Origin of the sequence: Alcanivorax sp. IL2 (assembly GCF_047495475.1) — a bacterium.
In the GTDB taxonomy this organism is placed as follows: Bacteria; Pseudomonadota; Gammaproteobacteria; order Pseudomonadales; family Alcanivoracaceae; genus Alcanivorax.
The window spans coordinates 1,265,606-1,282,281 of sequence record NZ_CP179932.1; the positions used below are offsets into that span (position 1 = coordinate 1,265,606).

15 protein-coding genes are annotated in these 16,676 nt (G+C 60.0%); 6 read left to right on the forward strand and 9 right to left on the reverse strand.

The genetic code is table 11. The features are described 5' to 3' along the window. Window positions 1–7 precede the first annotated feature (7 nt). The 3 genes from ACMG4N_RS05895 to ACMG4N_RS05905 all read left to right on the forward strand — a co-directional run bounded on the left by ACMG4N_RS05895 (window position 8) and on the right by ACMG4N_RS05905 (window position 4,404). The gene (locus ACMG4N_RS05895; protein WP_414433087.1) at window positions 8–2,755 is read left to right on the forward strand and encodes a peroxidase family protein; all 2,748 of its coding nucleotides are present in this window, start codon (window positions 8–10) and stop codon (window positions 2,753–2,755) included. A gap of 575 nt (window positions 2,756–3,330) precedes the next feature. After that, a complete protein-coding gene (locus tag ACMG4N_RS05900) occupies window positions 3,331–3,669 on the forward strand; it encodes a hypothetical protein (RefSeq protein WP_414433088.1) in 339 nt (112 codons plus the stop codon). Between the two features lie 405 nt (window positions 3,670–4,074). Further along, window positions 4,075–4,404: a Fis family transcriptional regulator gene (locus tag ACMG4N_RS05905; RefSeq protein WP_414433089.1), complete on the forward strand. Its 330-nt coding sequence runs from the start codon at window positions 4,075–4,077 to the stop codon at window positions 4,402–4,404. A 151-nt stretch (window positions 4,405–4,555) separates the two neighbouring features. On the opposite strand, the gene ACMG4N_RS05910 is transcribed toward ACMG4N_RS05905, so the two are convergent. The 6 genes from ACMG4N_RS05910 to yidD all read right to left on the reverse strand — a co-directional run bounded on the left by ACMG4N_RS05910 (window position 4,556) and on the right by yidD (window position 8,770). Beyond that, the gene (locus ACMG4N_RS05910) at window positions 4,556–5,077 is read right to left on the reverse strand and encodes an outer membrane beta-barrel protein (protein WP_297769978.1); all 522 of its coding nucleotides are present in this window, start codon (window positions 5,075–5,077) and stop codon (window positions 4,556–4,558) included. A 51-nt stretch (window positions 5,078–5,128) separates the two neighbouring features. Beyond that, a complete protein-coding gene (locus ACMG4N_RS05915; RefSeq protein WP_414433090.1) occupies window positions 5,129–5,863 on the reverse strand; it encodes a metal ABC transporter permease in 735 nt (244 codons plus the stop codon). Then, entirely contained in the window at window positions 5,860–6,795 is a 936-nt protein-coding gene (locus ACMG4N_RS05920) for a metal ABC transporter substrate-binding protein (RefSeq protein ID WP_414433091.1), read from the reverse strand. The genes ACMG4N_RS05915 and ACMG4N_RS05920 overlap by 4 nt, the downstream gene beginning before the upstream one ends. 10 nt (window positions 6,796–6,805) lie before the next feature. Beyond that, on the reverse strand, window positions 6,806–8,107 hold the full coding sequence (locus ACMG4N_RS05925) for a hypothetical protein (protein WP_414433092.1): 1,302 nt from the start codon (window positions 8,105–8,107) through the stop codon (window positions 6,806–6,808). A gap of 127 nt (window positions 8,108–8,234) precedes the next feature. Then, window positions 8,235–8,528 carry a hypothetical protein gene (locus ACMG4N_RS05930; RefSeq protein WP_414433093.1) on the reverse strand — a complete coding sequence of 98 codons (294 nt, stop codon included), beginning with the start codon at window positions 8,526–8,528 and terminating at the stop codon, window positions 8,235–8,237. After that, window positions 8,525–8,770, reverse strand: coding sequence for a membrane protein insertion efficiency factor YidD (gene yidD / locus ACMG4N_RS05935; protein ID WP_414433094.1), 246 nt, complete (start codon window positions 8,768–8,770; stop codon window positions 8,525–8,527). The genes ACMG4N_RS05930 and yidD overlap by 4 nt, the downstream gene beginning before the upstream one ends. 261 nt (window positions 8,771–9,031) lie before the next feature. On the opposite strand from yidD, the gene ACMG4N_RS05940 reads away from it, so the two are divergent. Then, window positions 9,032–9,691, forward strand: coding sequence for a hypothetical protein (locus ACMG4N_RS05940; protein ID WP_414433095.1), 660 nt, complete (start codon window positions 9,032–9,034; stop codon window positions 9,689–9,691). Window positions 9,692–9,892: 201 nt separating this feature from the next. Here the strand turns inward: ACMG4N_RS05940 and cysS are convergent, their stop codons facing one another. The 3 genes from cysS to thrS all read right to left on the reverse strand — a co-directional run bounded on the left by cysS (window position 9,893) and on the right by thrS (window position 13,738). Next, window positions 9,893–11,275 (reverse strand): cysteine--tRNA ligase, encoded by a 1,383-nt coding sequence (gene cysS, locus ACMG4N_RS05945; RefSeq protein WP_414433096.1) that lies wholly within the window; start codon window positions 11,273–11,275, stop codon window positions 9,893–9,895. After that, window positions 11,272–11,700 (reverse strand): phosphoribosyl-AMP cyclohydrolase, encoded by a 429-nt coding sequence (hisI, locus tag ACMG4N_RS05950; protein WP_297769993.1) that lies wholly within the window; start codon window positions 11,698–11,700, stop codon window positions 11,272–11,274. Before hisI ends, cysS begins: the two co-directional genes overlap by 4 nt. Window positions 11,701–11,821: 121 nt before the next feature. Further along, complete coding sequence (thrS, locus tag ACMG4N_RS05955; protein ID WP_414433097.1) at window positions 11,822–13,738, reverse strand: threonine--tRNA ligase; 1,917 nt, start codon at window positions 13,736–13,738, stop codon at window positions 11,822–11,824. Between the two features lie 204 nt (window positions 13,739–13,942). Between thrS and ACMG4N_RS05960 the strand changes: the two genes are divergently transcribed. Both ACMG4N_RS05960 and ACMG4N_RS05965 read left to right on the forward strand, forming a co-directional pair. Beyond that, the gene (locus ACMG4N_RS05960) at window positions 13,943–15,514 is read left to right on the forward strand and encodes an HD domain-containing phosphohydrolase (RefSeq protein WP_297769995.1); all 1,572 of its coding nucleotides are present in this window, start codon (window positions 13,943–13,945) and stop codon (window positions 15,512–15,514) included. Window positions 15,515–15,725: 211 nt separating this feature from the next. Further along, window positions 15,726–16,538: a M23 family metallopeptidase gene (locus ACMG4N_RS05965; protein ID WP_297769996.1), complete on the forward strand. Its 813-nt coding sequence runs from the start codon at window positions 15,726–15,728 to the stop codon at window positions 16,536–16,538. Window positions 16,539–16,676: the final 138 nt, after the last annotated feature.

The window sequence follows — 16,676 nt, forward strand, 5'->3', positions numbered from 1 at the left end:
GCTTATCATGGCTATGACCCCCTGGGTTACCTGGCCGGCCCTCACCAAATTCGGCACCCTGGGCGTTATGGGTGCGTTGCTGGTACTGGCTGGGCAGCGGGAAGACCTGCTCGAAAACAACATGTTCGACATGGAAAGCTGGGACGAAAAGAACGCCAGCATTGTCTGCGACGAACGCAGTCTCACCGTCCGTACCGAAGACGGCACCTGTAATATTCTCGACAATCCGGCGGAAGGCTCCGCCCACGCCAACTTCGGCCGTAACGTAGACCCGGCGTCGGTGTATGCGGAAAACGCCAGTGGCAACCTGCTGACCCCCAACCCCCGGGAAGTCAGTAACCTGATCATGTCCCGTGGCGGTGATTTCAAGCCTGCCACCACCCTGAATTTTATCGCCACCTCCTGGATTCAGTTCATGGTGCACGACTGGTTCGACCATGGTCCGCGCACCGAGGCCAACCCGATTGAATTCCCGCTGCCGCCGGGCGATGTGCTGGGCGATGGCACCATGTCCGTGCAGCGTACCCGCCCGGACCCGGATGTCAGCGGCGATGAATCCATCGTCACCTACGAGAACATCAACACCCACTGGTGGGATGGCTCGCAGCTCTACGGTAGCGACAAGGACACCAACGACGAAGTGCGCTCGTTCGTGGACGGCAAGCTGAAAGTGGACGGCAACGGCCGCCTGCCCACGGAATTTCTCAGCGGCAAACCCATCACCGGCTTCAATGAAAACTGGTGGGTGGGGCTGAGCATGATGCATCATCTGTTCACCCTGGAGCACAACGCCATCGCCGACATGCTCAAGGCCAACAATCCGGGCAAGTCTGATCAGTGGCTGTTCGACAATGCGCGCCTGATCAACTCCGCGCTGATGGCCAAGATCCACACCGTGGAATGGACCCCGGCGATTCTGGCCAACCCGGTGCTCGAGCGGGCCATGTACGCAAACTGGTGGGGCCTGGGCGGCGATCGCGACACCCGCGACAAATTCCAGGAAGACCTGGATGTGCTCAACAACAACCTGGGTCAACTGGGCAGCCTGTTTGATCTGGTCGGTATCGACACCGGCCTGGGCGACAGCCCCACCAGTTCCATCGAGCATGCCCTGGCCGGCCTGGTCGGCTCGCGTACCCCGAACAACTACGGCGTGCCTTACACCCTGACCGAAGAATTTGTCTCCGTGTACCGCATGCACCCGCTGCTGCGCGACGAGATCAAGGTGTACGACATCGGTTCCAACATCGTCGATCAGGAAATTCCTATTGAGGACACCCGTAACGGCGACGCGGAAGACCTGCTCGGCGACGTGGGCCAGGATCGCCTGTGGTATTCCTTCGGCATCACCCACCCGGGCTCGCTGACCCTGAACAACTACCCGGACTTCCTGCGTAACCTGTCCATGCCGCTGATCGGCGACATCGACATGGCTGCTATCGACGTACTGCGTGATCGCGAACGCGGTGTGCCGCGCTACAACGAATTCCGTCGCCAGATCGGCCTCAAGCCAATCACCAGTTTCGAGGATCTCACCAGCGATCCCCAGCTGCTGGCGGACCTGAAGTCGCTCTACAACAACGACATCGAAATGATCGATACCCTGGTGGGGCAGCTGGCGGAAGAGACCCGTCCGGAAGGCTTTGGCTTCGGCGAGACCTCCTTCCAGATCTTCATCCTCAACGCCTCCCGTCGTCTGATGACCGACCGCTTCTTCACCACCGACTACACCGACGAGGTCTACACCGCCGGCGGTATCGACTGGGTGGAAGACCACACCATGGTGGACGTGATACGTCGTCACTTCCCGGCGCTGGCTACCAGCCTGGTGGGCATGAACAACGCCTTCAAACCCTGGGGCCTGAATATGCCGGACGACTATCAGGACTGGTCCGCCCAGGCCAAGCAGGATCATCTGTGGGTCAACGGCGCCCTGCGCACCAGCTACGAAGAAAGTGACGTGCCTGCCATTGAGCCCATCGACATCGGCGGCCTGATCAACTCGGTACTGTGGAAAAAAGTCCAGGATGTCACCGACGTGGCGCCCCCGGGCTACAGCAAGCCGATTCACCCGCGTGGTGCCCTGGCCAAGGTGCAGTTCCAGTCTGTCGCCGGCCATGATTACAGCGGCCTGTTCCAGGGCGCCGACCACGGCCTGCTGCGCCTGTCCGTCACCGGCGACCCGTCCGACCGTGGCTTCGCCCCCGGCCTGGCCCTGAAACTGCTGGTAGACGGCAAACGCTCCGAAAACGTGTCTGCGCTCTATACCCTCAGCGGGCAGGGCGACAACCACAACATTTTCGCCAATGAACTGTCCAACTACGTGCAGGCGGAAGTGAACGAAACCCTGGGCACCACCGCGCTGTTCTCGCTGGTATCCACCAAGCCGACGCTGCTGGTGATGAGCGACATGGCCAAAGTGAACCAGGACGGCAGCGCCGCAGGCAGCGTCAAAACACCGACGCAGGTCTACTTCGTGCCCAACCCGGATCTGAGAAACACCATCAGCACCGCCCCTCACGATTTCCGTGATGACCTCACGGCCATCCCGGCGGGCACCAAGGTGTACGACGTCTACGGCACCGATAGGCAGATCCGAAAATCCATCTGGCCATGGGTCACCGCCCGCTATGCCCGCGAGCGTCGCAACAGCGCCGTCAAAATCGGCGAACTGGTCACCCAGTCCGAGTTCACCCTGTCTCAATTCGGTGACACCGGCATATTCTTCAAACACCAACGTTACGAAGACCGTTAAGGGAGAGCGGCGCTAACAACGCCACCACCAGGCCCGGGCAACCACAAGCTGCCCGGGCTTTTTTATGCCCGCCACATCACCACTCCCGTGGGAGCGGTCGTTCGACCGCGAAGCCCATGTGCTATGTCCCTTCCAACATTTCCGCAAACACTCGACCCTTAATATTCCCTCAGGAACTTAGCGCAGCGGAGTAACGCACGTAGTTCCGTGCGGCCCGAAGGGTGAGCGTAGCGAATAACTATGCTCGCATGGCGAACCCTAATCCTCAGACAGCAATCCTCCAAAACCTCCCATGCTCAACAGAACGAACAATAAATTTGTAGGATATGGCTTACAGAAAAAGCTAAACGGTTGATATAAGGTGTTTTTCAGAAAGGGGCGATATCGGGAAAATCCAGAAAATAGGCCGCTCGTTCGATTTTTATCAGATGGGGATGGTTGCTATTTTTTTCGGTAAAGCACTGAAGATTATGGATTATTCGGTATTACATGCCTTAGCCCGTTAAGAATTATGTCGAAAAAAGATATGTCTAATCGTTCGACTGAATACGCGGTTATGAGCTGATGGAGTAGTGATGGAGCAGTTCGAAATTTATCTGGTTTATGCTGGCCAGGCGGCCATCGTTGCCAGCACCATTTGGGTAATAATATCCGGACGGGTGATGATTGGTTTTCTGCTCTTCATCGGGTTCATTCTTATGGGGCAGTACGGATATGTTGCTCCAAATATGCCGAGCGATATAGGGGATTGTTGGGCTACAGGTCTGTCATACTACGAGTGCTTACCATTCTGGTATAAGTTGTCTGCACATCTTTCTCAACTGGGGATGTTTGTTGCTGCAATTGGTATTTTTCAGATCAGTAGGTCGGGCGCTCATAACAAGAAGATGCTCGGCGAAAAGCGCGTTATCTAGGCGTTATGACTTATGATTAAGGAGGTCTGGATGATCGTTTTATATCCGATGATTGGCGTGCTCTTGGTGGCAATGCTATTTGCGTGGTTCTATCTTTGTCACCAAATGTTTAAGCTTTTGAGGGAGCGTCACCCCGAGACTTACGAGGCAATGGGTAGGCCGTCATTGGTGTTGAATAATTCGATATCCAATAACGTGGCTTTTCTTAGGTTTCTATGCGCGCGTGGCTGGCGATATCTGGGCGATCCACAGTTGGCTGGCTTAGGGAAATGCATGATCGGGGTCGGATCAGTGTACATCCTGCTGTTTCTATCAATATTCATCTTGGTGGGGCTTGGTCATGTGTCATAACAATCGCGTCAAAGACGACGCTCGTGCCTCGCGCGCTTTACGCGGGCATTAAAAATGAGAAAGACCGACAAAAAAATAGAAAATGCCCTGAGGCAATCACTGACCGAAGCTTGCGAGACAGCATTGGAGAAATACGAAGGATTCCAGTGGCTCACGCACTTTGTGAACTACAGCGATTTCTCCGCGTCACTGTCGATTGTCTGTGTGTATGACACAAATGCCCATCTCGCCAAGACGGATAAGGAAGGCATGCGTACGCTTATCAAAGAAAAACTGGCGTCAATTGGTATCAAGATGAAAGATTGTCGCCAGCAGGTGCGCTTCGATACGGAAGAGGACTGCGATAATGACAATGATGGAAGATGGAATGAGCGTTTCAGGTAGTCGTAGTCTGAAAAGTCAGAGCTGGGCCCTGCCTCGTTTTAGCCTGTTGACCTATTGCTAGTTCACTAGCTCGGGGCGATGTACTGGCCCAAACCAAAACGCCCACCTTCCGGTGGGCGTTTCTCGTTCAGCCTTCAGTCATCAACAGACCTCAGAACCGCCCGTTAATCCCGAATCCAAGGTTCGACACTTCATCACCACTACGATCCACCGCACGCAGGTATTCCACGCTGAGGAAGATCTGGTTGGTGATGGTGATGTCGGCGCCCAGGCCCAGGGACAGGTCCTTGTAGTTTTCACCGTCGGAACCGCCACCGGGGAAGTTGGCGGTGGTTTCGATGTAGGACACACCGATCAGGCCGTAGGGGCGTACCGGCAGGGTGTTGGGGAACTGGCCGCGGAAGTAGGCGCCATACATGCGGTCAATTTCCAGGTCCACGTTGTTGCTCAGTTCGTCATCGCCGACACCCAGGCCCAGGCGCAGTTCGCCGCCGAGGGTTTCATCCTTGTTGATCCAGGTGCCGAATTTGAATTGCAGGGCGTTCGGCTTGGCGGAGGAGCTGGTGTTGTCCGGCTCGATCTTGCTGCTGACAATTTCCAGACCGGCGTAGCCGCTGGCATTGGCCAATAGGGGTAGGCTGACAAGTGCAGCGATGAGTGTTTTTTTCAGCATTATTGAAGTGGTCCTTTCGCAGAGAGACATCTTGCTTTGATTGTAGCCAATTCACTGCCTGGCTGCGATGACTCGGGTCACGGCGGCAAGAATGGCCGCTACGGCGAGGGTGGTGACGATGGCGGGACCGCTGGGCCAGTCCAGCCACAGGCTGGCGGCCAGGCCGCTGAGGTAGCCGGCGATGCCGACGGCACCGGCAATCAGCAATGGGCGCTGGCTGTGCCAGGCCGACAGGGCCGGGAAGATCAGTGAAGCAAACACCAGGTACACGCCCACGGCTTGTACCGAGGCGGTAATAGCGATGGCGAAGGGCAGGTAGAAGGCCAGTAATGGGTGGCGGAACAGGGCCATTGCGGCGAGGGCGGCGATGGCGCTGGCGGCCAGACCCAGCAGTTGCGAGGTGTCTACCCAGAGGATTTGTCCGGCCAGGCTGGCGCTGAGGTGTTCGCCGCCGTGGGGGTCGTTGGCAAGCATGAGTACGCTGGCGCTGGCCAGTACCACGAAGGTGGCGCCGATCAGGGCTTCCTGTACCCGGTGGCCGAGTTTTTCCAGCTGGTGCAGCAGCAGGGCAAAGCCCAGCGCGGTGGCGATGGCCACCAGCTGAAGTAGCCAGTCGCTTTCCACATGGGCGAAGTGACGTACGGCCAGCAGACCGGTGGCGGCGGCTTGCGCCACCGCCAGGTCGATAAAGATGATACCCCGTGCCAGTACCTGCCGGCCCAGAGGGATGTGGCTGGCGAGGACCAGCATGCCGGCGATGAACGCCGGCAGCAGGATATCAATCATGCATTCCCCTGCTTGCAGGTCTGATGGGCGCCAATCAGCCGCTGAATCAGGGTGTCATAGAGGCTGGCCAAGGTGTCGGTGCCTTCCTCTCCGGGAGACAGTGGCAGCTCCACGGCACAGGCCGGGGTGCGGCTGGCCAGCCAGTTGGCGGCGTCGTCTCCGTTGATGGGCCGGTAGAGGATCAACTTCACCCGCTGCTTTTCTGTCTTGCTGACCAGCTTGGCCAGGTGCCCCGGTGTTGGAGGCAGGCCCGGCTTGGGTTCCAGTTCATCCACACGGTGCATGCCCAGCCAGTCCAGCAGGTAGATCCAGGAACGGTGATGGGTAATCACGTTCTGTCCTTTCAGGCTGGACGCCTGTTGCTCCCATTCACCGATCTTCGGTTCGAAGTCAGCCTGCCAGACCTGTTGCTGCTGCCGGTACTGATCCGCGTTGTTTGGGTCCAGTGTGGCAAAGCGTTCGGCAAGCTGGCCCGAGAGGGTCAGCATTCGGCGCGGGTCCAGATGCACATGGGGGTTGCCCATCGCATGGACGTCACCGTCGGCCCGGTCCAGGGTGGTGGGGATTTCCAGGCGATCTACCTGTTCGGCGGCCATGAACAGGCCGGGGGCCTGGCGGACATCCGGGTTGCCTCCGCGGTTGAGCAGTACCGGCAACCAGCCGGCTTCCAGCCCGGCGCCGTTACACAACACCAGGTCGGCACGGCGTACCTGGGCGAGCAGGCTGGGGCGGGCCTGGATGTGGTGGGCATCCTGGCCGGGGGCGCTGGCGGTCTTGACGGTGACCAGGTCGCCGCCAATTTCCGTGGCCAGCTGGCCCCATTCCGGTTCACAAGCAAGAATGCGCAGGTCGGCCCGGGCGTTGAATGACGCCGCGCAAAGCGCGGCGACCAGCAGACGGAGGATCACTAGTGAGAGTGTCTGCAATTTCATGATGGCTTCCTCAGAATGAGTGCGCGCCGTGGGCGCCCAGGCTCAGGTTGTACTGCAGGAACACCTGGTTGTATTCCTCGTTGCCGTCTTCCCCGTGCACGTCGTTACGATTGAATTGCAGGCGTAATTTGGAGAACTCGGTGGCATACCAGGTAAGGGCGGCGCTGTGCTGGCGTGACAGGCGTACTTCCTCGGTTTCGTTGCCTTCGCTAAATTCGCCGCCAATGCCACTGGCGGCGGTGCGCAGGCCAATCTGCCAGCGTGGGGCAAATCCGTAGGTGGCTTCTACATAGGCGGCGCCCTGTTTGCTCTCCACAGGCAGACCCAGCTCCGCTGCGTCGCTGTGGAAGACCGCTTTCTGGTCGGAGTCGGCATGGAAGTACTCGCCGGTGACGCTCCAGCCGCCTTTGCCGTACTGACCGCTGGGGAAGTGTTTGTAGATTGCCTGGGCACCGAAGATATCGGTGTCGCCCTGGGTAACGAACAGTTCGCCGCCGCCTTCCTCGTGGAAGGCCTGGCTATCCTGGTGGCGTGCTGCAGACAAACCCAGCTGTACGGCACGGTGGGCGCCCAGGTCCGGCGCGTAGCGCAGGGTGAAGACGCCCAGTTGAGGCCCGTTCTGGTCGGCCAGGTTCAGATCTTCGGCGGTGACGTTGGCGCCCAGTTCCTCGCTGATGTCAGCAGCCACATCGTCGGCATCAATGATGCTGCCTGCCGGCTCCAGATTGTCGCCCTGGACCACTTCCAGACCCAGTTGCAGGTAGCTGTCGGTGGGCGCCAGCCAGGTTAGCTGAACGCCGTCGCCGGCAACGCCGTGGTCGCCGAAAAGGCTCAGGTAGGCCAGGTTCTGGTCGGCGAAGTTCCAGCTGTGAGGGTGCTTTTCGTTGTGGTAGCCGATGGCGCTGAGGAAGCGACCGGCTTTCACCTGCAAGCCGGCAGGGAGGGATTGGCTTCGGATCCAGGCCTCTTCCAGCTCGAATTCGCCGCCACTGCTGATGGCGGCGGAGAGCCAGGCATCAAAGTAACTGTCCACGCTGCCGCTCATGGTCAGCTCGGTTTCGTTCAGGTTGAAACCGCGTTTGATGTCTTCGTGGCCATGTTCTTCGTGACCGCCATGGCTATGAAAGGCGCTGTCGGCATCTTCCAGAAGAGCAGTGCCTTCTCCGTCTGCATTGTCTTGGTAGTACATGCCGTTGAATATCACCGAGAAGGCCGGGTTAAAGGCGGCCATGGGGTTACTGGCATTGTCGTCGGCAGCAAGCGCTGAAGAGGAGGCGGCCAGCATCGCGCTGGCGAGGTAGAACTTTTTCATGTCAGGTCCTGAATGTTTTGTCTCTATCGGCGACGGGCATGGGAAACGGGCGCACGGACCTCTTAACAGGGAAAGAGGGCTGGGCGCTCACCACGACCGTTCATCGTCAAATCAGTGGATAGGGTATTCAGGCGTAATGCGGGGGAGCCCGGGCTTGTGCCGGCAGGGCGAAACAGGGGGGCAGGAAGGGTTGTGCGTGTGCCTGGCCGATTACCGGGACGCTGGCCGGCATGGCTGGCACGCCGTTGCTGGGCAGGGCGACAAAGCCGCCGTGGCCACAAAGATCACAGTCCGCCACCTGCAGGACCTGCGCGTGAGGGCTGCTGGCCGGCTCGATGTGGCTGGGGCTGTGCCAGGCAAGGAACAGCTGAGCACACAGCAGCGACAGAACCAGTGTGAACGACAGGCGAGCAGGGATCATTTTGATGCCTTTACACTGTCATTGGGCTCGGTGCCCGGCACATAGTCAAAACCGCCGGGGTGCCAGGGGTGACACTTGCACAGGCGCTTCGCCGCCAGCGCGCTGCCGCGCAGGCTGCCATGGACTTCCACCGCCTGCCGGGCATATTCCGAGCAGGTGGGGTAGAAGCGGCATTGGTTGCCGATCCAGGGGCTCAGCAGCTTCTGGTACAACCAGAGCATGCCGAGCAGAAGCGATTTCACGGTATCAAGACCTGTGTAGTGTCAACTCAACGGGGCATGATACGGCTAATTTGGTGGCGGATGCCACCTTGATGCGGGGGCGGGCTGATTCTGTCCCTGTAGGAGCTATGCTTGCATGGCGAACCGGTGGGGTGGTTCGCCATGCAAGCATGTGCTCCTACGGGACGCGTTGGCCGGTTGTGCCAATTTGCGGGAGGGGCCTTGTCTGGCGGCAAGCGCGGTGCATACTGCGCCACGGAGATGATTGTGAGGAGTGTGTTTGTGAAAGCCATTGTTCTGGCGATGTTGATGTTGGCGGCACCCACCTGGGCGGCAGACTGGGAGCTGAACCACGAGGGTACCCAGCGGGGTGAGGTGACCACCTATGTACGCGAGGTGTCCGACAGCCCGGTGAAGGCCTTCAAGGGCGTGGTGGAGTTGCAGACCAGCGCCACCTCGGTGCTGGCGGTGCTCACCGCCGTGGATACTTTCCCGGAGTGGATATTCCAGAGCCAGGGTGCGGAGCGGCTCAGCATGGCAGAAAAAGAGCGTATTCACATGCGCTTCAATGGCATCTGGCCGGTGGCGGACCGGGATGTGGTGCTGGCCAATACGCTGACCCAGACCGCCGATGGCGAGATTCACCTGCACAGCGAGAATGCCGAAGGCTTCAAGGACAAGCAGCAGGGCTTCGTCCGTATTCCAGCTCTGGATAACCAGTTCGTGATCACGCCGCTGGCGGACGGCTGGGTACGGGTGAAATTCGAGACCTTCGTGGACCCGGGTGGCAATGTGCCGGTGTGGCTGGCCAACCTGGTGTCCACCAGGGCGCCACTGGTGACCCTGGAAGGGTTGAAGGAGCAGTTGCAGCAGCCGCGGTTTGCCAACGCCACGCGGGAGGATCTGCCGGGGTTGCCGGGGATGGCGGGGTTGACGCTTTGAGCTACTAGCTACTAGCTGCTAGACGCGATGCAGGATTATTGGTTGTTGAACGCAAGAGGCCGCGCCCAGGGTTTGGGTGCGGCCTCTTGCGTTTTGGAGCATGACAACTTTCTATTGCGTTGCGGCTTGCCGCTATGGCCTTTTGGTGATTGGCCGTTATCGCTAGCAGGTTCGCCATGCGAGCATGGCTCCTACAGGGGGTTAGCGACTCCAGCGGGTGCCTTCGCGGGTGTCTTCCAGCTGGATGCCGGCGTCGGTGAGTTGCTGGCGGATCTCGTCGGCGCGGGCGAAGTTCTTGTCTTTCTTGGCCTGGGTGCGCTCGGCGACCAGGGCGTCGATTTCCTCATTGCTGAGGCCGTCTTCGCTCACGTTCTTGTTCTGGAACCAGGCGGTGGGCTCGACCGTCAGCAGGCCGAGCAGGTCGGCGGCGGCCAGCAGTTCGGCTTTGCGTTTCGGCTTGTCGGCCAGCTCGGCCTTGTTCAGTTCACCGGCGATGGCGTGCAGGGCGCTGACCGCTTCTGAGGTGTTCAGGTCGTCCTTGAGGGCTTCCAGTACCGGGTGGTTGTCCGGCAGTTGGTAATCCGCCTGCGGCGCCACGGTTTCGCCGCGACCCAGCAGGGCGTAGTAGAGGGTATCCAGGCCTTTTTCGGCGTTATCCAGTACGTCGGCGGAGAAGTTCAGAGGCGAGCGGTAGTGGCTGGAGAGCAGGGCGAAGCGCAGGATTTCGCCGTGGTACTGGGTGAGCAGGTCACGGACCAGGCGGAAGTTGCCCAGGGACTTGGACATCTTCTCGCCGTCGATGTTGATGTAGCCGTTGTGCAGCCAGTAGCGCACGTAGTCGGTGCCGTGGGCGCAGCAGCCCTGGGCGATTTCGTTCTCGTGGTGCGGGAAGATCAGGTCCTGGCCGCCACCGTGGATGTCGATCACGTCACCCAGATGCTTGTGGATCATGGCGGAGCATTCGATGTGCCAGCCCGGGCGGCCACGGCCCCAGGGGGACTCCCAGCCCGGTTGCTCGTCGGTGGACGGCTTCCAGAGGATGAAGTCGCCGGGGTGGCGCTTGTAGTCGGCCACTTCCACCCGGGCGCCGGCGAGCATGTCTTCCAGCTTGCGACCGGACAGCTTGCCGTAATCGGGCATGGATTCCACCGCGAACAGCACCTGGCCGTCGGCCTCGTAGGCGTGGCCCTTTTTCACCAGGGTCTCGATCATGGCGATCATTTCGCTGATGTGATCGGTGGCCTTGGGGATGATGTTCGGGGTTTTCGCGTTCAGGGACGCCATGTCCTCGGCGAAGGCAGCGGTGAAACGCTCGGTGAGCTCGCCGATGTCTTCGTTGTTTTCCGCCGCGGCCTTGATGATCTTGTCATCAATGTCGGTGATGTTGCGGGCGTAGACCACTTCCGGGTAGAGCCGTTGCAGCAGCCGGTACAGCACATCAAAGACCACCACCGGGCGGGCGTTGCCGATATGGACGAAGTTGTAGACCGTGGGGCCGCACACGTAGAGGGTGATGCGGTTGGGATCCAGCGGAATGAAGTCGTCCTTTTGCCCGGTGAGGGTGTTGTGCAGTTTCAGGCTCATTTTTTGTAAAGCTCTTTCGGATCGATGATCGGCGTTTTGTCGATGGTTACGCTGTCGGCGTCGGCTTTCCAGTAGAAGCAGTCGCGGCGGCCGGTGTGGCAGGCCGGGCCGGTCTGGTCCACTTTCACCAGCACGGTGTCGGCGTCGCAGTCGATGCGCAGTTCTTTCAGCATCTGCACCTGGCCGGAAGATTCGCCTTTGCGCCAGAGTGTCTTGCGGGAGCGGGAAAAGTAACAGACGCGACCGGTGGCCAGGGTTTCCTCCAGGGCTTCCCGGTTCATCCAGGCCATCATCAGCACTTCGCCGGTGTCATGCTGCTGGGCGATGGCGGCGATGAGGCCGTCGTCGGTGAGCTTCAGGTTGTCCAGGGCCTCCTGCAGAGGTACCTGGAAGCCTTCGGGCTGTTGTTCGTTGTCTTTGAACATGACGCCTCCGGGGGCGGAGATTAAATCCGCTGTAGGAGCTCCTCTCGAGGGGCGAACTGTGCCTGGCAAAATTGTCGCAAGCAGGTTCGCCCCTCGAGAGGGGCTCCTACAGGTGCTTCGTTCAGATCGGCAGGCGGGTGGCGTTGGCCAGGGCGGTGACGGCGGCGTCCAGGCTGGTCGTATCGGTGGCCTGGGAGCCCAGGGTCCGGATGGCCACCAGTTGCTCGTCCGCTTCTTTCTCACCGATTACCCAGATCTGCGGCACCTTGGCGCGGGAATGTTCGCGCACCTTGAAGCCGATCTTTTCGTTACGCAGGTCCAGCTCCGCCGGGATACCAGCGGCTTCCAGCTTTTCCTTCACGCTGTGGGCGTAATCATCCGCCGCATTGGTGATGGTGCACACCGCCACCGGTACCGGTGCCAGCCACAGGGGCAGGTGGCCGGCGGTGGATTCGATCAGGATGCCCAGGAAGCGTTCCAGGGACCCCAGCACCGCACGGTGCAGCATCACCGGACGCTGGCGGGAGCCGTCTTCGGCCACGTATTCCGCATCCAGACGCTCGGGCAGCACGAAGTCCACCTGCAGGGTGCCGCACTGCCAGTCACGGCCAATGGCGTCGCGTAGAACAAATTCCAGTTTCGGGCCGTAGAAGGCCCCTTCACCCGGGTTCAATTCGCATTCCAGTCCCAGGGATTCCACCGCTTCGCGCAAAGCGCCTTCGGCCTTGTCCCAGGTCTCGTCGGCGCCGGCACGTTTTTCCGGGCGGTCGGAGAACTTGATGCGGAAGCTTTCGAAGCCGAAGTCCTTGTAGACCTCACGCAGCATGGTGATGAAAGCGGCGGTTTCCTCGTTGATCTGCCCTTCGGTACAGAAGATGTGGGCATCGTCCTGGCTGAAGGAGCGGGCACGCATCAGGCCGTGCAGGGCGCCGTGAGCTTCGTTACGGAACAGGGTGGTGAACTCGCCCAGGCGAATGGGCAGGTCCCGGTAGCTCTTGATGCCCTGGTTGAAGATCTGCACGTGGCCCGGGCAGTTCATGGGCTTGACCGCCATTTCCCGATGATCGTGGGTGCAGACGGTGAACATGTCATCGCCGTACTTGTCCCAGTGACCGGACTTTTCCCAGAGGATGCGGTCCATCATCTGCGGGGTGGCTACTTCCTGATAGCCGCCTTTTTCCATCTTGCCGCGGATGTAGTTTTCCAGGTTCTTGCGCATGCGCCAGCCTTTCGGGTGCCAGAACATGCTGCCCACCGCTTCCTGCTGGATATGGAACAGGCCCATTTCCTTGGCCAGTTTGCGGTGGTCGCGCTTTTCCGCTTCCTCAAGCTGTTTGAGGTAGGCGTTGAGTTCTTTCTTGTCGCGCCAGGCGGTGCCGTAGATACGCTGCAGCTGGGCCTTGCTGGCATCGCCGCGCCAGTAGGCGCCGGCCACTTTCATCAGCTTGAAGCCGTCGCCCAGCTTGCTGGTGCTGGGCAGGTGGGGGCCACGGCACAGGTCGATGAAATCGCCCTGGCGGTAGAGGCTCACTTCCTGGTCGGCGGGCAGGTCACGGATGATTTCCGCCTTGAATTCCTCGCCTTCTTTCAGGAAGAAGCTGACGGCTTCGTCCCGGTCCCAGACTTCACGCCGTATATCCTCGTTGCGGCGTACGATTTCCATCATGCGCTTTTCGATGGCCTTGAGGTCTTCCGGGGTGAAGGAATCTTCCCGGTAGAAGTCGTAGTAAAAGCCGTTTTCGATAGTCGGGCCAATGGTGACCTGGGTTCCCGGAAACAGCTCCTGCACCGCTTCTGCCATGACATGGGCAGCATCGTGGCGGATCAGATCCAGGCCGTCGTCAGTGTCGCGGGTGATGATTTCCACCGTGGCGCCATCGTCGATGGGCAAGTAAACATCGATCAACTTGCCGTCCACTTTGGCGGCAAGGGCCTGTTTGGCGAGTTTTTTACTGATACGCTCGGCGATGTCCAGGGCGGACGCCGGCTGATCAAACGCCATGGTTGCCCCGTCGGGCAGTTGATAGCTGACACTCATGAGAGGTAGGAATCCAGATTGGCTCGGAACCGGCAGATGGTAGGCAATCGCGCCCCCGGCTTCAACCGGAACCGGCGGTATATGCGCCGGTCGGAAGGAAATAGACGTATAGCGGTGTGTTTTGCCTGAAATCCCGGCTCAGCCTATGCTTGCTGGGTAAATACACGATTTTGTTACGGATGATCATTGGGAGCTGGATTGCTCATGAACTCCTCTTTGCCCGACACCGCACCGGTGGCGGATGAAAACCTGATGCCGCGACTGTTGCGGGTAGCGCAACATCTCAGCGAGCAGCGCGACGTGCCACGTCTGCTACAGGTGTTGCTGGATGAGGCCCTGTATCTGTGTGAGGCCGATACCGGCTGGGTGTGGCTGTATGCGGATGGCAAGCCCGAGCCGGGCCTGAGCTGCCTGTGCCGCCGGTCCGGTGATGCTTCCCTGCACGAGGAGGCCAGCCTGTTCTGCCCCATGGCGCGCAAAAGCGGTCTGCCCGAGCAGTGTTATGAAGACGGCAAGCCGCTGGCGGTAGATCTGTCGGAAAACGCCCTCAGCGAGGAGGACCAGCATTTACTGGATGCGCTGGCCCCGGATGCTGGCGGCTTACGACTGTGGCCCCTGCGCAACCACGAAGGGGTGGTCATCGGTGTGCTGCAGCTGGCCTATAACCGCGCGCTGCCGGCCCGGTTGCACCGGCTGGGCAAGCACAGCGACCTGATCTTCCAGTCCCTGCTCACCTATGCGGGCATTGCCCTGAGCAACCTGAGCCAGGTGCAGGAACTCAAGGAACTGCTGGATGCCTTTATCAAGGTGCTGGCCCAGGCCATTGATGCCAAGAGCCCGCACACCAGTGCCCACTGTCAGCGGGTGCCGGTGATCACCGAGATGCTGGCCCAGGCGGCCTGTGAGGATAATTCGGACTTTGCGGACTTTTCCCTGGATGAGGATGGCTGGTACGAGTTGCACGTGGCGGCCTGGTTGCACGATTGCGGCAAGTTGGCCACGCCGGACTCGGTACTGGACAAGTCCACCAAGCTGCACACCCTGCATGATCGCATCGATGAGGTGGCCAGTCGCTTTGCCGCCCTGCGTGCAGAGATCCAGTTCCGTTACGAAAAGGCCTGCCTGCTTGATCCCGCTGACGAGCCCGCCAGCCGGGAGCGCATGGAAGCGGAAATCGGCCAGTTGAAGGAAGATCTGGCGTTTCTGGAGCGGATCAACCGGGGCGGTGAAGCCATGGCTCAGGTGGATCAGCAACGGGTACGTGACATCGCTGCGCGGCGCTGGACCGATGCCTGGGGCCAGAAAAAGCCCCTGCTCACTGACGACGAGGTCTACAACCTGTGCATTCCCCGGGGCACCCTGACTCCGGAGGAGCGGCAAATCATCAATGGCCACATGGATGTGACCCTGGACATGCTCGGCTCCCTGCCGTTCCCGCCCAAGCTGCGCCAGGTGCCGGAATATGCGGGCGGCCACCATGAAAAAATGGACGGCACCGGCTTTCCGCTGGGGCTGACCCGCGACCAGATGTCGATTCCGGCGCGCATCATGGCCATCGCCGACGTGTTCGAGGCCCTGACTGCCAAGGAACGACCCTACAAGACGCCACTGAAACTCAGCGAAGCGCTTGGCATCCTGCAACGCATGCGCGACAACGATCACCTGGACCCGGATCTGTACCGGCTGTTCATCCGTTCCCGGGTGTGGCGCCAGTACGCCGAGAAACATCTGGATCCGGTGCAGCTGGATGTGGAGGATGGCAGCGCGTTTTTGTGACGGGTTTTCTGTAGGAGCGTCGCTAGCGAGGCGATAAGTCAGTCACGAGTCACGAGTCACGAGAAGCGAAAATCATCAGGCTTTACCGCGTTTTGGGGTTTGCCTTTCGAAACTCGCTTCTCGCAACTCGAAACTCTGGCTATCGCGCTGCCAACGACGTTATTCGCTACGCTCCTACAACAAGATTGCTGACTTTTTCTTGAGGTTTCCTGTGCGTATTTATTTTTTTGTAGTGCTCTGTCTGCTGTCACCTCTGTCGCTTGCCAGCGACTGGCTGCTATCCCTGGAAGGGGAGCGTACCCAGGGGGCGCTGTTGCGTGGGCAGGTGGCGCCGGAGGTGACGGTCAAACTGGGCGACCGGGCCGTGCGGACCACGCCGGAAGGTTTTTTTGCCGTTGGTTTCGGCCGTGATGACGCCCTTGAGCAGGTGTTGGTACTGGAAAGGCAGGGTGAGGCACAGCAGGTACCTGTGACGCTTAGCAAACGGGAATACGACATCCAGCGAATTGAGGGCGTGCCCAAGCGTACCGTGGAGCCGCCGCCGGAAGCGGTGCTGAAGCGGATCCGGCATGAAGTGGCCGAGATCAAGACAGCGCGGGATACCGACTCTGCCTTGCTGGCCTTCCTCAGTGATTTTCAGTGGCCTCTCACCGGGCGTATCAGCGGTGTTTACGGCAGCCAGCGGGTCTACAACGGCAAGCCGGGCCGCCCCCACTATGGTGTGGACGTGGCACGGCCCACCGGTACCGTGGTGGTGGCCCCGGCGGATGCGGTGGTGACCCTGGTGCAGGACGATAACTATTATTCCGGCGGCACCCTGATCATGGATCACGGCTACGGCGTATCCTCCACCATGATCCACCTCAGCGAGGTACTGGTGGAAAAAGGCCAGACCGTGAAGCAGGGCGACCCGGTGGCCAAAGTCGGCGCCTCCGGCCGCGCCACCGGCCCGCACCTGGACTGGCGGTTGAACTGGTTTGAGGTGAAGCTGGATCCGGTGACGGTGGTGGGGGAGATGCAGTGAACAGTTAATAGTGAATAGTTAACAGCTGCGCGATCCAGGGTTTTCATGTTTGAAACGCAAGAGGCCGCGCCCATTCTCTGGGCGCGGCCTCTTGCGTTTCAAAACCTATAGTCCGCAACCGCGTCGCTGTTAGCTATT

Excerpts from the sequence above, each read along its gene's own strand:
- ACMG4N_RS05960 (WP_297769995.1), top strand. The coding sequence starts at position 13,943 with ATGAACTCCTCTTTGCCCGACACCGCACCGGTGGCGGATGAAAACCTG.
- ACMG4N_RS05925 (WP_414433092.1), bottom strand. The coding sequence starts at position 8,107 with ATGAAAAAGTTCTACCTCGCCAGCGCGATGCTGGCCGCCTCCTCTTCA.
- hisI (WP_297769993.1), bottom strand. The coding sequence starts at position 11,700 with ATGTTCAAAGACAACGAACAACAGCCCGAAGGCTTCCAGGTACCTCTG.
- thrS (WP_414433097.1), bottom strand. The coding sequence starts at position 13,738 with ATGAGTGTCAGCTATCAACTGCCCGACGGGGCAACCATGGCGTTTGAT.
- ACMG4N_RS05895 (WP_414433087.1), top strand. The coding sequence starts at position 8 with ATGGCTATGACCCCCTGGGTTACCTGGCCGGCCCTCACCAAATTCGGC.
- ACMG4N_RS05905 (WP_414433089.1), top strand. The coding sequence starts at position 4,075 with ATGAGAAAGACCGACAAAAAAATAGAAAATGCCCTGAGGCAATCACTG.
- ACMG4N_RS05900 (WP_414433088.1), top strand. The coding sequence starts at position 3,331 with ATGGAGCAGTTCGAAATTTATCTGGTTTATGCTGGCCAGGCGGCCATC.
- ACMG4N_RS05920 (WP_414433091.1), bottom strand. The coding sequence starts at position 6,795 with ATGAAATTGCAGACACTCTCACTAGTGATCCTCCGTCTGCTGGTCGCC.
- cysS (WP_414433096.1), bottom strand. The coding sequence starts at position 11,275 with ATGAGCCTGAAACTGCACAACACCCTCACCGGGCAAAAGGACGACTTC.
- ACMG4N_RS05910 (WP_297769978.1), bottom strand. The coding sequence starts at position 5,077 with ATGCTGAAAAAAACACTCATCGCTGCACTTGTCAGCCTACCCCTATTG.
- ACMG4N_RS05915 (WP_414433090.1), bottom strand. The coding sequence starts at position 5,863 with ATGATTGATATCCTGCTGCCGGCGTTCATCGCCGGCATGCTGGTCCTC.
- ACMG4N_RS05930 (WP_414433093.1), bottom strand. The coding sequence starts at position 8,528 with ATGATCCCTGCTCGCCTGTCGTTCACACTGGTTCTGTCGCTGCTGTGT.